The sequence below is a fragment of the Bacteroides sp. D55t1_190419_B8 genome, from assembly GCF_015558905.1.
GTDB lineage: Bacteria > Bacteroidota > Bacteroidia > Bacteroidales > Bacteroidaceae > Bacteroides > Bacteroides vicugnae.
The window spans coordinates 622,911-639,644 of the sequence record NZ_JADMOU010000001.1 but is presented as its reverse complement, the minus strand read 5'-3'; the positions used below and the strand labels follow the sequence as shown (position 1 = coordinate 639,644).

Sequence of the window (16,734 nt, the reverse complement as noted above, 5' to 3'; positions counted from 1 at the left end):
TCCCTCATGAGTTGTTCGTCCGGCAGATGACCGGCTTTCGTCTGGTAGGTTGTTGATGCTCGTCCGGTGGGTAACGGACATTCACACGGTAGATAACATACGTTTGTCCGTTAGGTAAATGCTATATTATTTCTCGGGCTACCGCTTAGCGTACGGACATGAGCTGAATGGATATTTATTGAAACGCAGATTAATGCAGATTTTCGCAGATTATTTCAAAAACTCTCACTTTTTATACTTGACTTCTGTTGCGAAATGATTACTTTTGCGCACGTTATCAATTCACAACTGAAACTATGAGTAAAAAAAGCCTTCTTATTGCGGCCGTGGCTATCTTGGTGATAGCTATTATTGGTATTACTTATTTATTGTTTACCGAAAAACAAGCTAACCGGGAGTTAGTGCAGGAATTCCAATTAGACAAGGAAGATCTGGAAAACGAATATGCCCGTTTTGCACAACAATATGATGAGTTAAAGATGACGATTTCTAATGACTCTTTATCTCAATTACTGGAACAGGAACAATTGAAAACTCAACGTCTATTGGAGGAACTTCGTACTGTGAAGAGCTCGAATGCGACAGAGATTCGTCGTTTAAAGAAAGAATTGGCTACTTTGCGTAAGGTAATGGTTGGCTATATCAATCAGATCGACTCTTTGAATAAACTGACTGCACAGCAGAAACAGGTCATAGCTGAAGTGACTCAAAAGTATAATCAGGCTTCACGACAGATCGATAACCTTTCTGAAGAAAAGAAGAATCTGAATAAAAAGGTGACGTTAGCCGCACAACTCGATGCAACTAATATTCGTATCGAACCACGCAATAAACGTGGCAAAGCTGCAAAGAAAGTGAAAGACGTGGTGAAGCTGGCTATCAGTTTCACGGTCGTGAAGAATATAACCGCTGAAAACGGTGAACGTACCATCTATATACGTATTACCAAACCCGATAATGATGTACTGACCAAGAGTGCATCCAATACTTTCCCTTATGAAAACCGTACATTGGTTTATTCAATTAAGAAGTATATTGAATATAATGGAGAAGAACAGAATATCAATGTGTTTTGGGATGTAGAAGAGTTTCTATATGCCGGAAATTATCGGGTAGATATTTTTGAAGGCGGGAACCTGATAGGTTCGCAGTCGTTTACATTAAATTAATATCGGGGTATTTTTCTCTCTACCGATATTTTAATTTCCTTCTATATTAACTAACCCGATGGTCTGTTTTTAATATTTCTTCGGGTAACAGTTGTTCTTTTATGGATGAACTGGAGAAAGAACTGCATAAATAATTGCAATAATATACAGAAAATAGGGCGAGCGTAGCATGAATTTGCATACAATATGCCGCTTTTTAATCATAGAAGCCTTCATTGGATTAAAACCAACGAGATGTCCCTCACCGAGGAAGGATAAGTTCCTCGGTGAGGGACATCTCTTTTCTCGGTGAGGAATTCATATAGGAATGATTGGAAACTGTTTTTTTCTCTAGTTTGTATGCGAATAAAGATAAGGAGAAACTGATAAAATGAATGACTCTTGTCTATAAAAGAATGATTTGTAAATGCAATCAGGGTATTTTAATCTTATCGGGTAAATATAGGGGAAAATAATGTCAATGTGATTTCTGAAGATAGTAAATCCCGGCCTTTTTTGTCTTTAGTTGGAATCCTATACCCAAATTGTTGCATTCTCAACAGCTTGAATGTCCCTTTTTTTAGAAGTTCTATTTTTAAGTACCGTATAGTTGAATCAGGCGATGAGGAATAACGGTTGTATAATGTGAACTGCTTACCGTCTTCCATCAGCTCCCCACATCATCTTGCTGCGGAGTGTATCGAAAAAAATGTGATTAAAACGTTTCACCACCTTTACACTGTAATCTGCCCGGCGAATGGTTAGTTGAGTCGTTTCTTTGCAGGTTTCGCTCCTCCCGTCAATGGCGACGAGGAAGTTGTGACTTCTGCTTTCTACGTCTAATGTAATCTCCCAATCATCCCGAATAACGATAGGGCGGACGTTGAGACTATGCGGAGCTACCGGAGTGATGACAACCGTGTTGGAATGGGGAACCATAATCGGACCACCTACACTCAAAGAATAGGCTGTGGAGCCGGTAGGAGTCGCAATTACCAGCCCGTCAGCCTGATAAGTATTCAGATACGCACCATTAATAGCTGTTCGGATACTAATCATTGATGAACTGTCCCGTTTAAGAATGGCAATTTCGTTGAGGGCATACGGAGAATCTTGAAGATGTTTGTCGTTGCAGATCAACTGAAGTACACTTCGTTCCTCTACACTATATCTTCCGGCTTGGATTTCATCGAATGTTTCCTCCATTTCTTCCGGTGAAATATCAGCTAGAAACCCTAGACGTCCTGTGTTAATTCCCAGAATAGGGATCCCTTTTCTTCCTACGCGGCGGGCAGCTTTCAGAAATGTTCCGTCGCCTCCGATACTGATTACCATATCGGCAGTAAAATCATCACCATCAAATAATAGATCTGCTTCAATATCCATATTTTCTGAAACTAGGAATTGGTAAAATTCCCTGCACATACCAATCTCTGCTCCCTGTTTCTTTAAAAGTTTAAACAAGGTGACAGCATGAGAAGACTTTTTAGCCTGATAAGTATTTCCGAAAATGGCAAATTTCATAAGCAACATCATTAGTTCAGGATGCAAATTTGGCATTTTTTCTTGGATTTCTACTTTAAATAACCAAAAAAGAGTAGAGAATGCGTTTCGTATTATTAGGCAACTAATAATAATATTTGTATTTTTGCGGCAAATATAACGTAGAACTATGACTAAATTAAGTGTAAACATAAACAAGATTGCTACACTAAGAAATGCTCGCGGGGGAAATGTGCCCGATGTAGTAAAGGTGGCGCTTGATTGTGAATCTTTTGGTGCTGATGGTATCACCGTTCATCCCCGTCCTGACGAGCGTCACATTCGTCGTTCGGATGTATATGATTTGCGTCCTCTGTTGCGGACAGAATTCAATATTGAAGGTTATCCGTCCCCGGAATTTATTGACTTAGTGTTGAAAGTAAAACCTCATCAGGTTACTTTAGTTCCCGATGATCCTTCACAGATCACCTCCAATTCCGGTTGGGATACGAAAGCAAATCTGGAATTTCTGACTGAAGTTCTCGATCAATTTAACAGTGCCGGCATCCGTACTTCCGTTTTTGTAGCGGCTGATCCTGGAATGGTGGAATATGCGGCAAAAGCAGGGGCGGATCGTGTCGAACTGTATACAGAACCTTATGCAACAAACTATCCTAAGAATCCGGAAGCGGCCATCGCTCCTTTTATCGAAGCTGCGAAGACTGCCCGTAAACTGGGGATCGGATTGAACGCCGGTCATGATTTAAGTCTGGTGAATTTAAATTATTTCTATAAAAACATTCCTTGGGTGGATGAAGTGTCTATCGGACATGCGTTGATTAGCGATGCACTGTATCTGGGACTCGAACGTACCATTCAGGAATATAAAAACTGTCTACGCTCATGAATGCAATGATCTTGTTAGCCCAAGGGGCTATGAATATGGCCGACTCACTGGCTACTGCCAACCCCGTGCTGACGGAGGTAAACACTCCTGAAATGAACATGCTTGATATGGCTGTCAAGGGTGGATGGATTATGATTGTGTTGGGCGTACTGTCGGTTGTCTGCTTCTATATCCTGTTTGAACGTAACTACATGATTCGCAAGGCAGGAAAAGAGGACCCCATGTTTATGGAACGGATTAAAGACTATATTCATAGTGGAGAGATCAAAGCGGCTATTAACTATTGCCGCACGATGAATACTCCTTCGGCACGTATGATAGAAAAAGGAATCAGCCGTTTGGGACGTCCTATTAACGATGTGCAGGTAGCTATTGAGAATGTGGGTAATATTGAAGTTGCAAAGCTGGAAAAAGGACTGACTGTGATGGCAACTATTTCCGGAGGCGCTCCGATGCTCGGATTTCTCGGTACGGTGACCGGTATGGTACGTGCTTTCTACGAAATGGCGAATGCCGGAAGCGGAAACATTGATATCACTTTGCTTTCCGGAGGTATCTATGAAGCTATGATTACAACGGTCGGTGGTCTGATTGTCGGTATCATCGCTATGTTTGCCTACAATTATCTGGTGATGCTGGTAGACCGTGTGGTAAATAAAATGGAATCTCGTACAATGGAGTTCATGGACCTGTTGAACGAGCCTGCAAAATAATTGGCAGATGGGATTAAAAAGAAGAAATAGAGTATCGCCCAATTTCAGCATGGCCTCCATGACGGACGTCATTTTCCTGTTGCTGATATTCTTTATGATAACCTCTACGGTGGTGTCGCCCAATGCCATCAAGGTATTGTTGCCTCAAGGCAAGCAGCAGACTTCGGCCAAACCGCTGACAAGAGTGGTTATCGATAAGGACTTGAATTTCTATGCCGCTTTCGGCAATGAAAAAGAGCAGCCGGTGGCGCTGAACGATCTGACCTCTTTTTTGCAGAGTTGTGCAGAGAAGGAACCGGAAATGTATGTGGCATTGTATGCGGATGAATCGGTACCTTACCGTGAGATTGTAAGGGTATTGAACATTGCAAACGAGAATCATTTTAAGATGGTGCTGGCTACCCGCCCGCCTGAAAAAAAATAAGAAACAATGGACAGAAGAAAAAAGGGTGAATACATAGGAGCGCTCGGTGCACTATTGGTGCATGTGGCAGTGATTGCTCTTTTGATTCTGGTGAGCTTTACTGTCCCCCAACCGGATGAAGATGCAGGTGGAGTGCCCGTGATGCTGGGGAATGTGGACGCAGCGAGCGGTTTTGATGATCCTTCTCTGGTAGATGTGGATATTATGGATGAAGATGCGGCAGCACCGCCTGCAGAAACAGAACCGCAACTTCCTTCGGAACAGGATTTACTGACACAGACTGAAGAGGAAACGGTCACTTTGAAACCTAAAGCGGAAGAACCGAAAAAAGAAACGGTGAAACCTAAAGAGGTGGTCAAGCCGAAAGAGCCGGTGAAGAAGCCGGAAAAAACGGAAGCGGAAAAAGCTGCGGAGGCGAAACGACTGGCGGAGGAAAAAGCGGAACGTGAACGTAAAGCTGCCGAAGAGGCTGCTAAAAAGAGGGTGGCCGGTGCGTTCGGAAAAGGAGCGCAAATGACAGGTAATAAAGGAACAGCAGATAGTGGCACGGGAACCGAAGGTAGCAAAGAAGGTAATTCTTCTACCGGAGCGAAGACCGGAACTGGTGGTTATGGAACATTTGACCTTGGCGGACGTTCTTTAGGTACGGGTAGTTTGCCGAAGCCTGTATATAACGTGCAGGAAGAAGGACGTGTAGTGGTGAATATCACCGTGAATCCCGCAGGACAAGTAGTGTCGACCAGCATTAGCCCTCAAACGAACACTGTAAACTCTGCTTTACGTAAAGCAGCGGAGGATGCAGCTAAGAAAGCCCGTTTTAATACGATCGATGGAGTGAATAACCAGACAGGGACAATCACCTATTATTTTAACTTGAGATAGTATCATTAACCAAATATATTAAGCATTATGGGAACTGTATACGCTTTTTTTGCAGATGGTTTTGAAGAAATTGAAGCCTTTACTGCTATTGACACGTTGAGACGTGCCGGACTGAATGTAGAAATCGTATCCGTTACACCGGATGAAATTGTAGTGGGAGCACATGATGTATCTGTTCTTTGCGATATCAATTTCGAGAATTGCGATTTCTTCGATGCTGAACTTTTGTTGTTGCCGGGAGGAATGCCGGGAGCTGCTACACTTGACAAGCACGAAGGATTGCGTAAATTGATTCTTGATTTTGCTGCAAAAGGTAAACCTATTGCTGCCATTTGTGCTGCTCCGATGGTGTTGGGTAAACTGGGGCTGCTGAAAGGAAAGAAGGCTACCTGTTATCCGAGTTTCGAACAATATCTGGATGGCGCCGAATGTGTAAATGCACATGTCGTACGTGATGGAAACATCATTACGGGGATGGGACCGGGTGCTGCTATGGAATTTGCCTTGGCAATCGTTGATCTGTTGGCAGGTAAAGAAAAAGTAGGCGAACTGGTAGAAGCGATGTGCGTTAAACGCTAAACCGCCCATGAAGAAATATGTAATCATTGTCGCCGGTGGAAAGGGCTTGCGAATGGGAAGTGATCTCCCCAAACAATTCCTTCCCATGGGTGATAAACCTGTGTTGATGCATACCCTGGAAGTCTTCAGGAGATATGACGAGACACTTCAAATCATATTGGTGCTTCCGCAGGAGCAACAAAGTTTCTGGAAGCAACTTTGTGATAAACATCATTTTACGGTGAAACATGTCCTTGCGGAAGGAGGTGAAACACGTTTCCATTCCGTAAAGAATGGGCTGGCATTGGTGCAAGAGCCGGGATTGGTGGGGGTGCATGATGGAGTACGCCCGTTTGTATCACTAGAAGTGATTCGCCGTTGTTATGAGTTGGCAGAGGTGCAGAAAGCCGTGATTCCTGTGGTGGATGTAGTAGAGACACTTCGCCATTTGACAGATGCCGGAAGTGAAACAGTCAGCCGGATGGATTACAAACTGGTGCAAACGCCGCAAGTGTTCGATGTAGAGTTGCTGAAACAAGCCTACGCACAGGAATTTACCCCCTTCTTTACAGATGATGCTTCCGTTGTGGAAGCGATGGGAATGCCCGTTTATCTGGCAGAAGGCAACCGTGAAAATATAAAAATAACAACTCCTTTCGATTTAAAAGTGGGGAGTGCTCTTTTATAAATGTTTGATTTAGCCACACGCGACATAAAATTTATCTCCGGTGTAGGCCCTCAAAAAGCCGCTGTATTAAATAAGGAGTTGGAAATCTACTCCTTGCACGATTTAATTTATTATTTCCCTTATAAATATATTGACCGGAGCCGCATCTATTACATTCATGAAATAGATGGCAATATGCCGTATATTCAGTTGAAAGGAGAAATCCTCGGTTTTGAGACTATTGGTGAAGGACGGCAACGCCGTCTGACAGCGCATTTTTCGGATGGCACAGGAGTCGTTGATTTGGTGTGGTTTCAAGGCATAAAGTACATCTTGGGAAAGTATAAACTTCACGAGGAATATATCATCTTTGGCAAACCGACTGTTTTTAACGGACGTATCAATGTGGCGCATCCCGATATAGATAAACCGGATGATTTGAAACTTTCCTCGGTGGGACTGCAACCTTATTACAGTACGACGGAGAAGATGAAACGCAGTTTCCTCAACTCTCACGCGATTGAGAAGATGATGGCAACGGTGATTCAGCAGATACAGGAACCTCTGCCTGAAACACTTTCTCCCAAGTTGCTGACGGAGCATCATTTGATGCCTTTGACGGAAGCGCTCCGGAATATCCACTTCCCGACCAATCCCGATGTCCTTCGTCGGGCACAATACCGTCTTAAATTTGAAGAACTGTTTTATGTTCAGTTAAACATTCTCCGATATGCCAAAGACAGGCAGAAAAGGTATCGTGGATACATCTTTGAAAGAGTGGGAGATGTGTTCAATACATTTTATGCAAAGAATCTTCCTTTCCAACTGACGGGTGCGCAGAAACGGGTATTGAAAGAGATACGGAACGATGTCGGCAGTGGCAGGCAGATGAATCGTCTTTTGCAGGGAGATGTAGGAAGCGGAAAAACACTGGTTGCCTTGATGAGTATGTTGCTGGCATTGGATAATGGCTATCAGGCTTGTATGATGGCACCTACCGAAATCCTGGCAAACCAGCACTACGAAACCATCAAGGAATTGCTTTTTGGCATGGACATTCGTGTTGAGCTACTGACAGGTTCTATTAAAGGAAAAAGGAGAGAAGCGATTCTGACCGGATTGCTGACCGGAGATGTGCAGATATTAATAGGAACCCATGCCGTTATTGAAGATACTGTCAATTTCTCCTCTTTAGGTTTCGTTGTGATTGACGAACAACATCGTTTTGGCGTGGCTCAGCGTGCCCGTCTTTGGAGTAAGAATGTTCAACCTCCGCATGTACTTGTAATGACTGCCACTCCCATTCCCCGTACGTTGGCGATGACCTTGTATGGCGACTTGGACGTGTCTGTGATTGATGAACTTCCTCCCGGAAGAAAACCGATTACTACCATCCATCAATTCGACAATCGCCGGGAAAGCATGTATCGTTCGGTGCGTAAGCAGATCGACGAAGGACGTCAGGTTTATATTGTCTATCCGCTGATTAAAGAGAGCGAAAAGATTGATTTGAAGAATCTTGAAGAAGGATATCAGCATATTCTGGAAGAGTTTCCGAAGTGTACGGTTTGCAAAGTGCATGGCAAAATGAAGCCTGCCGAGAAAGACGAACAAATGCAACTTTTTGTTTCGGGTAAAGCACAGATCATGGTAGCTACCACCGTCATCGAAGTGGGAGTGAACGTTCCGAATGCTTCGGTGATGATTATAGAAAATGCAGAACGTTTCGGGTTATCGCAGTTACATCAGTTGCGCGGCCGGGTGGGGCGTGGAGCAGAACAGTCTTATTGTATTCTGGTGACGAATTACAAGTTGACGGAGGACACCCGGAAGCGATTGGAAATCATGGTGCGCACCAATGATGGCTTTGAAATAGCAGAAGCCGATTTGAAATTGCGTGGTCCCGGTGATCTTGAAGGTACACAGCAAAGTGGCATTGCTTTCGATTTGAAGATTGCGGATATTGTCCGCGACGGGCAACTGTTGCAATACGTTCGTGCTATAGCTGAAAGTATTGTAGAACAAGACCCTGCAGCACAAAGTCCGGAGAACGAAATCTTATGGCGACAGCTTAAAGCCTTACGGAAAACGAATGTTAACTGGGCTGCCATAAGTTGAAAAACGGTTAAACATGCAGTTTATTTGCGTAAATGTGTTGCAAAACATATTTCGTCTCTATCCTCCCTATTTATAGGAGTTTAACGCCCTGATTGTCCCTTCTTTCCGTACTAAGCATCTGAAAAATAGTTAATAACTCCCTTGCCTTTTCATTGGAAAATACTATCTTTGGAGGAATTTTTTTAGTAAATGTATTGTTTAACCATTTGTAAAGTCGAGTATTATGCTTGAAAAAACGCTGGTCATTTTAAAACCGTGTACCCTTCAACGGGGATTGGTTGGTGAGATTACTCACCGCTTTGAACGTAAAGGATTGCGGTTGGCCGGCATGAAGATGGTGCAACTGACTGATGAATTGTTAAGCGAACATTATGCCCACCTTAGCGGCAAACCTTTCTTTCAGCGTGTGAAAGATTCGATGATGACAGCTCCTGTCATTGTTTGTTGTTTCGAAGGTGTGGATGCTATTCAAACAGTCCGTACGTTGGCGGGACCGACTAATGGACGTTTAGCTGCCCCAGGCACCATTCGTGGGGATTATAGTATGAGCTTTCAAGAGAATATAGTTCATACATCCGATTCTCCGGAGACGGCAGCTATTGAATTAACGAGATTTTTTAAACCGGAAGAAATATTCGATTACAAGCAGGCAACATTTGACTACCTGTACGCAAACGACGAATATTAATTGAATTGACAAAGAACGAATGAATTTTAGCATTATTAAAACAGGATTGGTCGCTGTTGCGGCTATGGTCAGTCTGAGCTCTTTCTCGCAAGACCTGATTGCCCGCCAAGCACCGATAGACAAGAAATTAAAATCAGTAGACTCTTTGGCCTTGCAGAAGCAAATCCGCGCCGAACAGTCCGAATATCCCGCCCTAAGTCTTTATCCAAACTGGAACAACCAGTATGTGCATGCTTACGGAAATGCTATTATCCCTGAAACGTATACAATTGACCTGACTGGTTTCCATATGCCAACTCCGAGTACTAAAATTACTTCGCCTTTCGGGCCTCGTTGGAGAAGAATGCATAATGGCCTCGACTTGAAGGTTAATATCGGTGATACAATCGTTGCTGCTTTTGACGGTAAAGTGCGTGTAGTGAAGTATGAGCGCAGAGGTTATGGTAAGTACGTTGTTATCCGTCATGATAATGGATTGGAAACTGTATACGGACACTTGTCTAAACAATTGGTTGAAGATAATCAGCTGGTGAAAGCCGGTGAACCGATTGGTCTGGGTGGTAACACCGGACGTTCTACTGGTTCGCATCTTCATTTCGAAACCCGCTTCCTGGGAATTGCCATTAATCCGATTTATATGTTCGACTTCCCGAAACAGGATATCGTTGCCGATACTTATACGTTCCGCAAAGCAAAAGGCGTGAATCGTGCAGGTTCTCATGACACTCAGGTGGCTGACGGTGCTATCCGTTATCACAAGGTGAAGAGTGGCGATACATTGTCCCGCATTGCTAAGTTACGCGGCGTATCAGTCAGCACGCTTTGCAAACTGAACCGCATCAAACCGACCACGACTTTGCGTATCGGACAGGTTTTGCGTTGTTCATAAAATAGATAGCTTATAAAACAGTAATACAATATCTTTAGAAGAGGGCACTTTAATATAATTTAGAGTGCCCTCTTTCTGTTTTTACTTAATTATTGTTACCTTTGCGCACTATTTGGAAGAAGATGAAAGATACCAAGCAACAATTTGAACATGTCATCGCCTTGTGCCGTGACTTATTTTCTAAGAAGCTGCACGATTACGGGCCTGCATGGCGTATCCTGCGTCCGGCTTCGGTGACTGACCAGATTTTTATTAAAGCCAATCGGATTCGTAGTATTGAAACCAAAGGAGTGACCTTGATTGATGAGGGAATCCGTGCAGAGTTTATTGCGATTGTCAATTATGGCATTGTCGGACTCATCCAGTTGGAGCTGGGGTATGCCGAATCTGCCGACATCAGCAATGAAGAAGCGATGGCTTTATACGATAAGTATGCAAAAGAGGCATTAGACCTGATGCTTGCCAAAAACCATGATTATGATGAAGCCTGGCGGAGCATGCGTGTCAGCTCTTACACAGACTTGATCTTGATGAAGATTTACCGTACCAAGCAGATTGAGAGCCTGGCCGGCAACACATTGGTGTCAGAGGGAATTGATGCCAATTATATGGATATGATTAATTACTCTGTTTTCGGACTGATTAAGATAGAATTTGAAGGATAAGAACTTACATATCATTCAGGAGGTAGTGGCGAATATGTGTCGCTTTCTTTTGGCGGCATCGTTCATCTTTTCCGGATTTGTAAAGGCAGTTGATCCACTGGGGTTCCAGTATAAGATACAGGATTATCTGACCGCATTCGGAATGGATTCCTGGTTTCCTTCATTCTTCCCTTTATTGGGAGGCATCACTTTATCAGCTATTGAGTTTTTTATCGGTATCTCCTTATTCTTTGCTACCAGAAGAACCTTGGCTACTTCATTGGCTTTGATGCTGATGATTTTCATGACACCACTGACTTTGTATCTTGCCATCTTTGATCCGGTTTCGGATTGTGGCTGTTTTGGAGATGCCTGGGTGTTGACAAACTGGGAGACATTCGGGAAGAATATAGTTCTGCTGTTTGCAGCAATGATGGCTTTCCGTCACAGAAGGATGCTGATTCGTTTTATCAGTGTGAAGATGGAATGGTTGGTTTCTCTCTATACGCTGTTTTTTGTGTTTACTTTGTCATTCTATTGTTTGGACCGTCTGCCTGTTTTAGATTTTCGTCCTTACAAGATCGGAAAGAATATTCTGGAAGGGATGACAATGCCCGAAGGAGCGAAACCGAGTGTATATGAAAGCATCTTTATCTTGGAAAAGAACGGAGAGAAGAAAGAATTTACGTTGGATAACTATCCGGATAGTACCTGGACATTTATCGACACGCGGACAGTCTTAAAGGAAAAAGGATATGAACCGGCTATTCACGATTTCTCTATGATTGATCTGAATACGGGTGAAGATATAACAGACGATGTCTTGACGGATATAGGATACACCTTCCTGTTGGTTGCCCATCGGATTGAAGAGGCGGATGATAGTAACATTGATTTGATTAATGAGATATATGACTATTCGGTGGAGCATGGCTATAAGTTTTACTGCCTCACTTCTTCACCGGAAGAGCAGATCGAATTGTGGAAGGACAAGACGGGAGCCGAATATCCTTTCTGTCAGATGGATGATATTACATTAAAGACGATGGTTCGTTCCAATCCGGGATTGATACTGATTAAGAACGGAACAATTCTGAATAAATGGAGCGATGAGGATATACCGGATGAATATGTGCTGACGGACAAGCTGGAAAATCTGCCGTTAGGAAAGCAGAAAGTGAGCAGTGATACTCATACGGTGGGATATGTATTCTTATGGTTTGTCATTCCGTTGTTGTTAGTGCTTGGAGTGGATGTTTTGGTCGTTCGCCGCAGAGAACGGAAAAACGCGGAGCGGAAGCAACGAGAGGAAGAGGTGAAAAACAAAGAAATGGAAATAAAGAACCAAGGAATAGAAGAACGAGAATAAGAAATGAATGATAACGATCGACCCTCTGTAACGAACACTAATTTCAATCGTTCAATCGTCAATCGTCCAATCGTAAATTTATTAACCCTTTAAAATAAAAAACAAAATGAGAAAGAACATTGTTGCAGGAAACTGGAAAATGAACAAAACCCTTCAAGAGGGTATCGCTTTGGCTAAAGAACTGAACGAAGCATTGGCTAACGAAAAGCCTAACTGTGATGTAATCATCTGTACTCCGTTTATCCACCTGGCTTCTGTTACTCCGTTGGTAGACGCTGCAAAGATCGGTGTAGGTGCTGAAAACTGTGCAGACAAAGCATCAGGTGCATATACAGGTGAAGTTTCAGCTGAAATGGTTGCTTCTACAGGTGCAAAATATGTAATTCTGGGACACTCTGAACGTCGTGCATACTACGGTGAAACAGTTGCTATCCTGGAAGAAAAAGTAAAATTGGCTTTGGCTAACGGCCTGACTCCGATTTTCTGTATCGGTGAAGTGTTGGAAGAACGCGAAGCTAACAAGCAGAACGAAGTGGTAGCTGCACAGATGGAATCTGTATTCTCTCTGTCTGCTGAAGACTTCTCTAAGATTGTATTGGCTTACGAACCGGTTTGGGCTATCGGTACAGGTAAAACTGCTTCTCCTGAACAAGCACAGGAAATCCATGCTTTCATCCGTTCTATCGTAGCTGACAAGTATGGTAAAGAAATCGCAGACAATACTTCTATCCTTTACGGTGGTAGCTGTAAACCTTCTAACGCTAAAGAACTGTTCGCTAACCCGGACGTTGATGGTGGTTTGATTGGTGGTGCTGCTTTGAAAGTATCTGATTTCAAAGGTATCATTGATGCCTTCAACGCATAATTAAAACTTTTTTCAGGCACGGATTTCACGGATTACACGGTGTTTTTGTCTATGAAATCTTAAAAACCGTGTAGTCCGCGTAATCCGTGCCTAAATACTGTTTATTAAATGAAGAAAATAGCCTTACTTACTTTGTTGCTGGCTTTGGCAAGTGTTGGCATACAAGCGCAAAGTATTATCAAGAGTCTGGAACGTAACATTCCGGGGCAAGGAAAGGTGACTATCCATCAAGACCCCCGCATTGAGGCTCTCATAGGTATGGAACGTCCTGCAACAGGTGAACAGAAAGTAATAAAGACTTCCGGGTTCAGAATTCAGGCGTATGCCGGTAACAATACTCGTCAGGCGAAGAATGATGCTTATCATGTGGCATCACGTGTGAAAGAGTATTTTCCTGAATTGACGGTATATACTTCGTTCAATCCACCTCGTTGGCTTTGTCGTGTAGGTGATTTCCGTAGCATTGAAGAAGCGGACGCAATGATGCGTCGGTTGAAAGCTACCGGTGTGTTCAAAGAGGTTTCTATTGTAAGAGACCAGATCAATATCCCTTTATAATTGTATCATGTTAGAAAAAGAAGAAATTGTTTCTCCGAATCTGGAGGAGTTGAAGAGTCATTATCGTAGTATTATAACTTTGTTGGGTGAAGATGCCGAAAGGGAAGGGTTATTAAAAACTCCGGAACGGGTGGCTAAGGCAATGTTAAGCTTGACGAAAGGGTATCATATGGATCCTCATGAAGTGCTTCGTTCCGCTAAATTCCAGGAAGAATATAGTCAGATGGTGATTGTGAAAGATATCGATTTCTTCTCTCTTTGCGAACATCATATGTTGCCGTTCTACGGAAAGGCGCACGTGGCTTATATTCCTAACGGCTATATCACGGGGTTGAGTAAGATTGCCCGTGTAGTCGATATATTCTCTCATCGTCTGCAAGTGCAGGAACGCATGACACTGCAAATCAAAGAGTGCATTCAGGAAACCCTGAATCCACTGGGTGTAATGGTAGTGGTGGAAGCCAAACACATGTGCATGCAGATGCGTGGTGTAGAAAAACAAAACTCTATTACTACTACTTCTGACTTTACCGGAGCTTTCAATCAGGCAAAGACTCGTGAAGAGTTTATGAATCTGATTCAACACGGAACTTTATAGAGAAAACCTCTAAAAAATGCGATTTTGTTCCAGCACCGGGGAACGTAGGCTTCGGCATCAATGAGGAGGGTGTGCGGCACCGGTGAAGGCATGGCTTCGCACCGATGAAGATTTATCGCAGAACAACCCGGTCTCCCAAGCGTTTTGCCATGATGCTTTGTACGGTTCTCAACTCATTATAGCGTTGCATAAGTGAGTCACATTTCTCATTATCATGGGCAAGAGCAGGATCTTGTAGGGCATAAAGCATGTGTTTTAATTCCTCTGTTACGATTGCATACTTGAAGTTAATCATTAACATCGGAACCAGTTCATAGAGCCGTTCTTCATCCGTCACGATCTTTTGGGACTTGGAGTGATATTTACTAAGCTGATAACGCACATTAATCAAGTCTACACTCAATTTACTGATTACCGGATCAGGATGTGCCAGGAAATAACGTTCGGCAATGAAGTTGGCATCGTGCATGTGTGCGGCAGCTTCCGATAACATTTGGCGGTGCAGCGGATTATGGAAGGCCAATTCATCCTCTTTCAGATCATTAACCACATATTCTATGACGGTTACCGGAATTTCATTTCCTTCTTCATCGGTCAGGTTACACATGATTTTCTCTCCATAACGAACTACCGCCTGTAATATCAGCCGTTCGAATTTGTAGAATTCCTGCCCTTCCTTTCCTTCCTGTGGAATAAAGGAAGCATAGCTGTCTTCCTGCAGAGCAGGAGGAACATCTGTATATCCGCCATCCACTTCAGGAGGCAACGGGATATCTCCATTAGGCATTGGAACATCTTCAGGAGGTGTGCTACCCTGTGACATCATAGCTGTTCTTTCAGCCATCCGGCGTTCCCGTTCCGTTTGCTCAGCTCGCTTTTCCGCTTGAGTTTCCCGCCTCTTGGCAACTTCCGATACAAGCAGTTTGTCTTCTACATGAAGTAGTTGGGCACATTCTTTGATATAGACATCTCTAACAATCGCTTCCGGAATGACAGAGATACTTTGCACCAGGTTGCCAATCAGTTCCGCACGCTTGATAGGGTCTTTTCCTGCATCCTCCAGCAATAAGTTCGTTTTGAAGCGGATAAAGTCCGTTTCATGTTCCGAGATGAAGGCTTGAAACTCCGTAGAGTTATGTTTACGGGCAAAAGAGTCCGGGTCGTCCCCATCGGGAAGAAGACAGACTTTGATATTCATCCCTTCCTCCAATAACATATCAATTCCCCGGATAGAAGCCTTGATACCTGCTGCGTCACCGTCATAAAGCACCGTCATATTGTTGGTGAACCGATGGATCATACGGATTTGTCCTGGCGTGAGGGCTGTTCCCGAAGAAGCAACCACATTCTCTATGCCGGATTGATGCATGGAGATCACATCCGTGTAACCTTCAACTAGAAAGCAGCGGTCTTGCTTTACAATAGCCTGTTTGGCGAAATATATACCGTATAATTCGTTGCTTTTGTGGTAAATTTCCGATTCGGGCGAATTGACGTATTTAACTTTAACCCCTTTCGTTGCACTGGCAAGTACACGTCCGCCAAAAGCCACCACTTTGCCGGAAAGCGTGTGGACAGGAAAGATAACACGTCCCCAAAAACGATCCCGTAACCGGTGGTCATCCGTTTCATAACAAAGTCCGGTCTTTACCAGATACTCTTTCTTATATCCTTTTTGGATTGCCTCTTTGGAAAATGCATCATGACTTTCGGTGCAGTAGCCTAACTGGAATTTCTCAATAATGTCATCGCGAAAGCCACGATTACGGAAATAGGCCATACCGATGCTACGGCCGTCTATATGATTCTTTAGTATATTCTGGAAATAATCGCGTGCAAAGTTGTTGACAATAAACAGACTTTCACGTTCGCTTTGCACAAACTTCTCCTCGTCACTTAATTCCCGTTCCTTGATTTCGATATTATATTTCTTGGCAAGGTACTTCAATGCTTCCGGATAAGACATCTGCTCGTGCTCCATAATGAAATGCACGGCATTTCCACCTTTTCCACAAGCAAAACACTTGCATAATCCTTTGGCGGGAGAGACATAAAAAGAAGGGGTTTTATCACTGTGGAACGGACACAAACCGACGTAATTGACACCACGTTTGCGCAGGGTGACAAAATCTGAAACGACATCTATAATTTGTGCCGCATCTAATATCCGGTCTATGGTAATTTGATCTATCATTCTTTCTCCTGTGAATCCGTTTTTGCGGAT

Annotated in this window: 17 protein-coding genes; 15 read left to right on the top strand and 2 right to left on the bottom strand. The window is 43.3% G+C overall.

The genetic code is table 11. The features are described from left to right. The first annotated feature begins 296 nt into the window (after positions 1 to 296). The gene (locus I2I13_RS02165) at positions 297 to 1,169 is read left to right on the top strand and encodes a hypothetical protein (RefSeq protein WP_148366538.1); all 873 of its coding nucleotides are present in this window, start codon (positions 297 to 299) and stop codon (positions 1,167 to 1,169) included. A gap of 633 nt (positions 1,170 to 1,802) precedes the next feature. Here the strand turns inward: I2I13_RS02165 and I2I13_RS02160 are convergent. Beyond that, the gene (locus I2I13_RS02160; protein ID WP_148366537.1) at positions 1,803 to 2,672 is read right to left on the bottom strand and encodes an NAD kinase; all 870 of its coding nucleotides are present in this window, start codon (positions 2,670 to 2,672) and stop codon (positions 1,803 to 1,805) included. Between the two features lie 148 nt (positions 2,673 to 2,820). On the opposite strand from I2I13_RS02160, the gene I2I13_RS02155 reads away from it, so the two are divergent. The 14 genes from I2I13_RS02155 to folE all read left to right on the top strand — a co-directional run bounded on the left by I2I13_RS02155 (position 2,821) and on the right by folE (position 14,510). Further along, a complete protein-coding gene (locus I2I13_RS02155; RefSeq protein ID WP_148366536.1) occupies positions 2,821 to 3,537 on the top strand; it encodes a pyridoxine 5'-phosphate synthase in 717 nt (238 codons plus the stop codon). Beyond that, positions 3,534 to 4,250: a MotA/TolQ/ExbB proton channel family protein gene (locus tag I2I13_RS02150; RefSeq protein WP_148366535.1), complete on the top strand. Its 717-nt coding sequence runs from the start codon at positions 3,534 to 3,536 to the stop codon at positions 4,248 to 4,250. Before I2I13_RS02155 ends, I2I13_RS02150 begins: the two co-directional genes overlap by 4 nt. A gap of 7 nt (positions 4,251 to 4,257) precedes the next feature. Next, positions 4,258 to 4,674: a biopolymer transporter ExbD gene (locus tag I2I13_RS02145; protein WP_148366534.1), complete on the top strand. Its 417-nt coding sequence runs from the start codon at positions 4,258 to 4,260 to the stop codon at positions 4,672 to 4,674. 6 nt (positions 4,675 to 4,680) lie between these two features. Next, complete coding sequence (locus I2I13_RS02140; RefSeq protein WP_148366533.1) at positions 4,681 to 5,556, top strand: cell envelope integrity protein TolA; 876 nt, start codon at positions 4,681 to 4,683, stop codon at positions 5,554 to 5,556. A 27-nt stretch (positions 5,557 to 5,583) separates the two neighbouring features. Beyond that, positions 5,584 to 6,135: a DJ-1 family glyoxalase III gene (locus tag I2I13_RS02135; protein WP_148366532.1), complete on the top strand. Its 552-nt coding sequence runs from the start codon at positions 5,584 to 5,586 to the stop codon at positions 6,133 to 6,135. 7 nt (positions 6,136 to 6,142) lie between these two features. Next, positions 6,143 to 6,802: a 2-C-methyl-D-erythritol 4-phosphate cytidylyltransferase gene (locus I2I13_RS02130; protein ID WP_195648624.1), complete on the top strand. Its 660-nt coding sequence runs from the start codon at positions 6,143 to 6,145 to the stop codon at positions 6,800 to 6,802. Beyond that, entirely contained in the window at positions 6,803 to 8,899 is a 2,097-nt protein-coding gene (gene recG / locus I2I13_RS02125; protein WP_195648623.1) for an ATP-dependent DNA helicase RecG, read from the top strand. 223 nt (positions 8,900 to 9,122) lie between these two features. After that, positions 9,123 to 9,587, top strand: a complete 465-nt coding sequence (gene ndk / locus I2I13_RS02120; RefSeq protein ID WP_148366529.1) for a nucleoside-diphosphate kinase — start codon at positions 9,123 to 9,125, stop codon at positions 9,585 to 9,587. Between the two features lie 19 nt (positions 9,588 to 9,606). Continuing rightward, complete coding sequence (locus I2I13_RS02115) at positions 9,607 to 10,476, top strand: peptidoglycan DD-metalloendopeptidase family protein (RefSeq protein ID WP_148366528.1); 870 nt, start codon at positions 9,607 to 9,609, stop codon at positions 10,474 to 10,476. A gap of 122 nt (positions 10,477 to 10,598) precedes the next feature. After that, positions 10,599 to 11,141 carry a DUF1599 domain-containing protein gene (locus tag I2I13_RS02110; RefSeq protein WP_004297257.1) on the top strand — a complete coding sequence of 181 codons (543 nt, stop codon included), beginning with the start codon at positions 10,599 to 10,601 and terminating at the stop codon, positions 11,139 to 11,141. Then, entirely contained in the window at positions 11,131 to 12,489 is a 1,359-nt protein-coding gene (locus tag I2I13_RS02105; RefSeq protein ID WP_195648622.1) for a BT_3928 family protein, read from the top strand. Before I2I13_RS02110 ends, I2I13_RS02105 begins: the two co-directional genes overlap by 11 nt. A 106-nt stretch (positions 12,490 to 12,595) precedes the next feature. Further along, complete coding sequence (gene tpiA / locus I2I13_RS02100; RefSeq protein WP_004307847.1) at positions 12,596 to 13,354, top strand: triose-phosphate isomerase; 759 nt, start codon at positions 12,596 to 12,598, stop codon at positions 13,352 to 13,354. A 108-nt stretch (positions 13,355 to 13,462) separates the two neighbouring features. Continuing rightward, entirely contained in the window at positions 13,463 to 13,912 is a 450-nt protein-coding gene (locus tag I2I13_RS02095; RefSeq protein ID WP_148366525.1) for an SPOR domain-containing protein, read from the top strand. A 7-nt stretch (positions 13,913 to 13,919) separates the two neighbouring features. Beyond that, positions 13,920 to 14,510, top strand: a complete 591-nt coding sequence (folE, locus tag I2I13_RS02090; RefSeq protein WP_004324710.1) for a GTP cyclohydrolase I FolE — start codon at positions 13,920 to 13,922, stop codon at positions 14,508 to 14,510. Between the two features lie 112 nt (positions 14,511 to 14,622). Here folE and dnaG read toward each other — a convergent pair whose 3' ends face one another. After that, positions 14,623 to 16,704 carry a DNA primase gene (gene dnaG / locus I2I13_RS02085; RefSeq protein WP_148366524.1) on the bottom strand — a complete coding sequence of 694 codons (2,082 nt, stop codon included), beginning with the start codon at positions 16,702 to 16,704 and terminating at the stop codon, positions 14,623 to 14,625. Positions 16,705 to 16,734: the final 30 nt, after the last annotated feature.

Bases quoted from the DNA above. Each gene is read 5' to 3' on its own strand.
- I2I13_RS02140 (WP_148366533.1), top strand. From the start codon at position 4,681: ATGGACAGAAGAAAAAAGGGTGAATACATAGGAGCGCTCGGTGCACTA.
- I2I13_RS02160 (WP_148366537.1), bottom strand. From the start codon at position 2,672: ATGAAATTTGCCATTTTCGGAAATACTTATCAGGCTAAAAAGTCTTCT.
- I2I13_RS02135 (WP_148366532.1), top strand. From the start codon at position 5,584: ATGGGAACTGTATACGCTTTTTTTGCAGATGGTTTTGAAGAAATTGAA.
- I2I13_RS02150 (WP_148366535.1), top strand. From the start codon at position 3,534: ATGAATGCAATGATCTTGTTAGCCCAAGGGGCTATGAATATGGCCGAC.
- I2I13_RS02165 (WP_148366538.1), top strand. From the start codon at position 297: ATGAGTAAAAAAAGCCTTCTTATTGCGGCCGTGGCTATCTTGGTGATA.
- I2I13_RS02145 (WP_148366534.1), top strand. From the start codon at position 4,258: ATGGGATTAAAAAGAAGAAATAGAGTATCGCCCAATTTCAGCATGGCC.
- I2I13_RS02115 (WP_148366528.1), top strand. From the start codon at position 9,607: ATGAATTTTAGCATTATTAAAACAGGATTGGTCGCTGTTGCGGCTATG.
- ndk (WP_148366529.1), top strand. From the start codon at position 9,123: ATGCTTGAAAAAACGCTGGTCATTTTAAAACCGTGTACCCTTCAACGG.
- folE (WP_004324710.1), top strand. From the start codon at position 13,920: ATGTTAGAAAAAGAAGAAATTGTTTCTCCGAATCTGGAGGAGTTGAAG.
- I2I13_RS02095 (WP_148366525.1), top strand. From the start codon at position 13,463: ATGAAGAAAATAGCCTTACTTACTTTGTTGCTGGCTTTGGCAAGTGTT.
- I2I13_RS02110 (WP_004297257.1), top strand. From the start codon at position 10,599: ATGAAAGATACCAAGCAACAATTTGAACATGTCATCGCCTTGTGCCGT.
- I2I13_RS02155 (WP_148366536.1), top strand. From the start codon at position 2,821: ATGACTAAATTAAGTGTAAACATAAACAAGATTGCTACACTAAGAAAT.
- I2I13_RS02130 (WP_195648624.1), top strand. From the start codon at position 6,143: ATGAAGAAATATGTAATCATTGTCGCCGGTGGAAAGGGCTTGCGAATG.
- tpiA (WP_004307847.1), top strand. From the start codon at position 12,596: ATGAGAAAGAACATTGTTGCAGGAAACTGGAAAATGAACAAAACCCTT.
- recG (WP_195648623.1), top strand. From the start codon at position 6,803: ATGTTTGATTTAGCCACACGCGACATAAAATTTATCTCCGGTGTAGGC.
- dnaG (WP_148366524.1), bottom strand. From the start codon at position 16,704: ATGATAGATCAAATTACCATAGACCGGATATTAGATGCGGCACAAATT.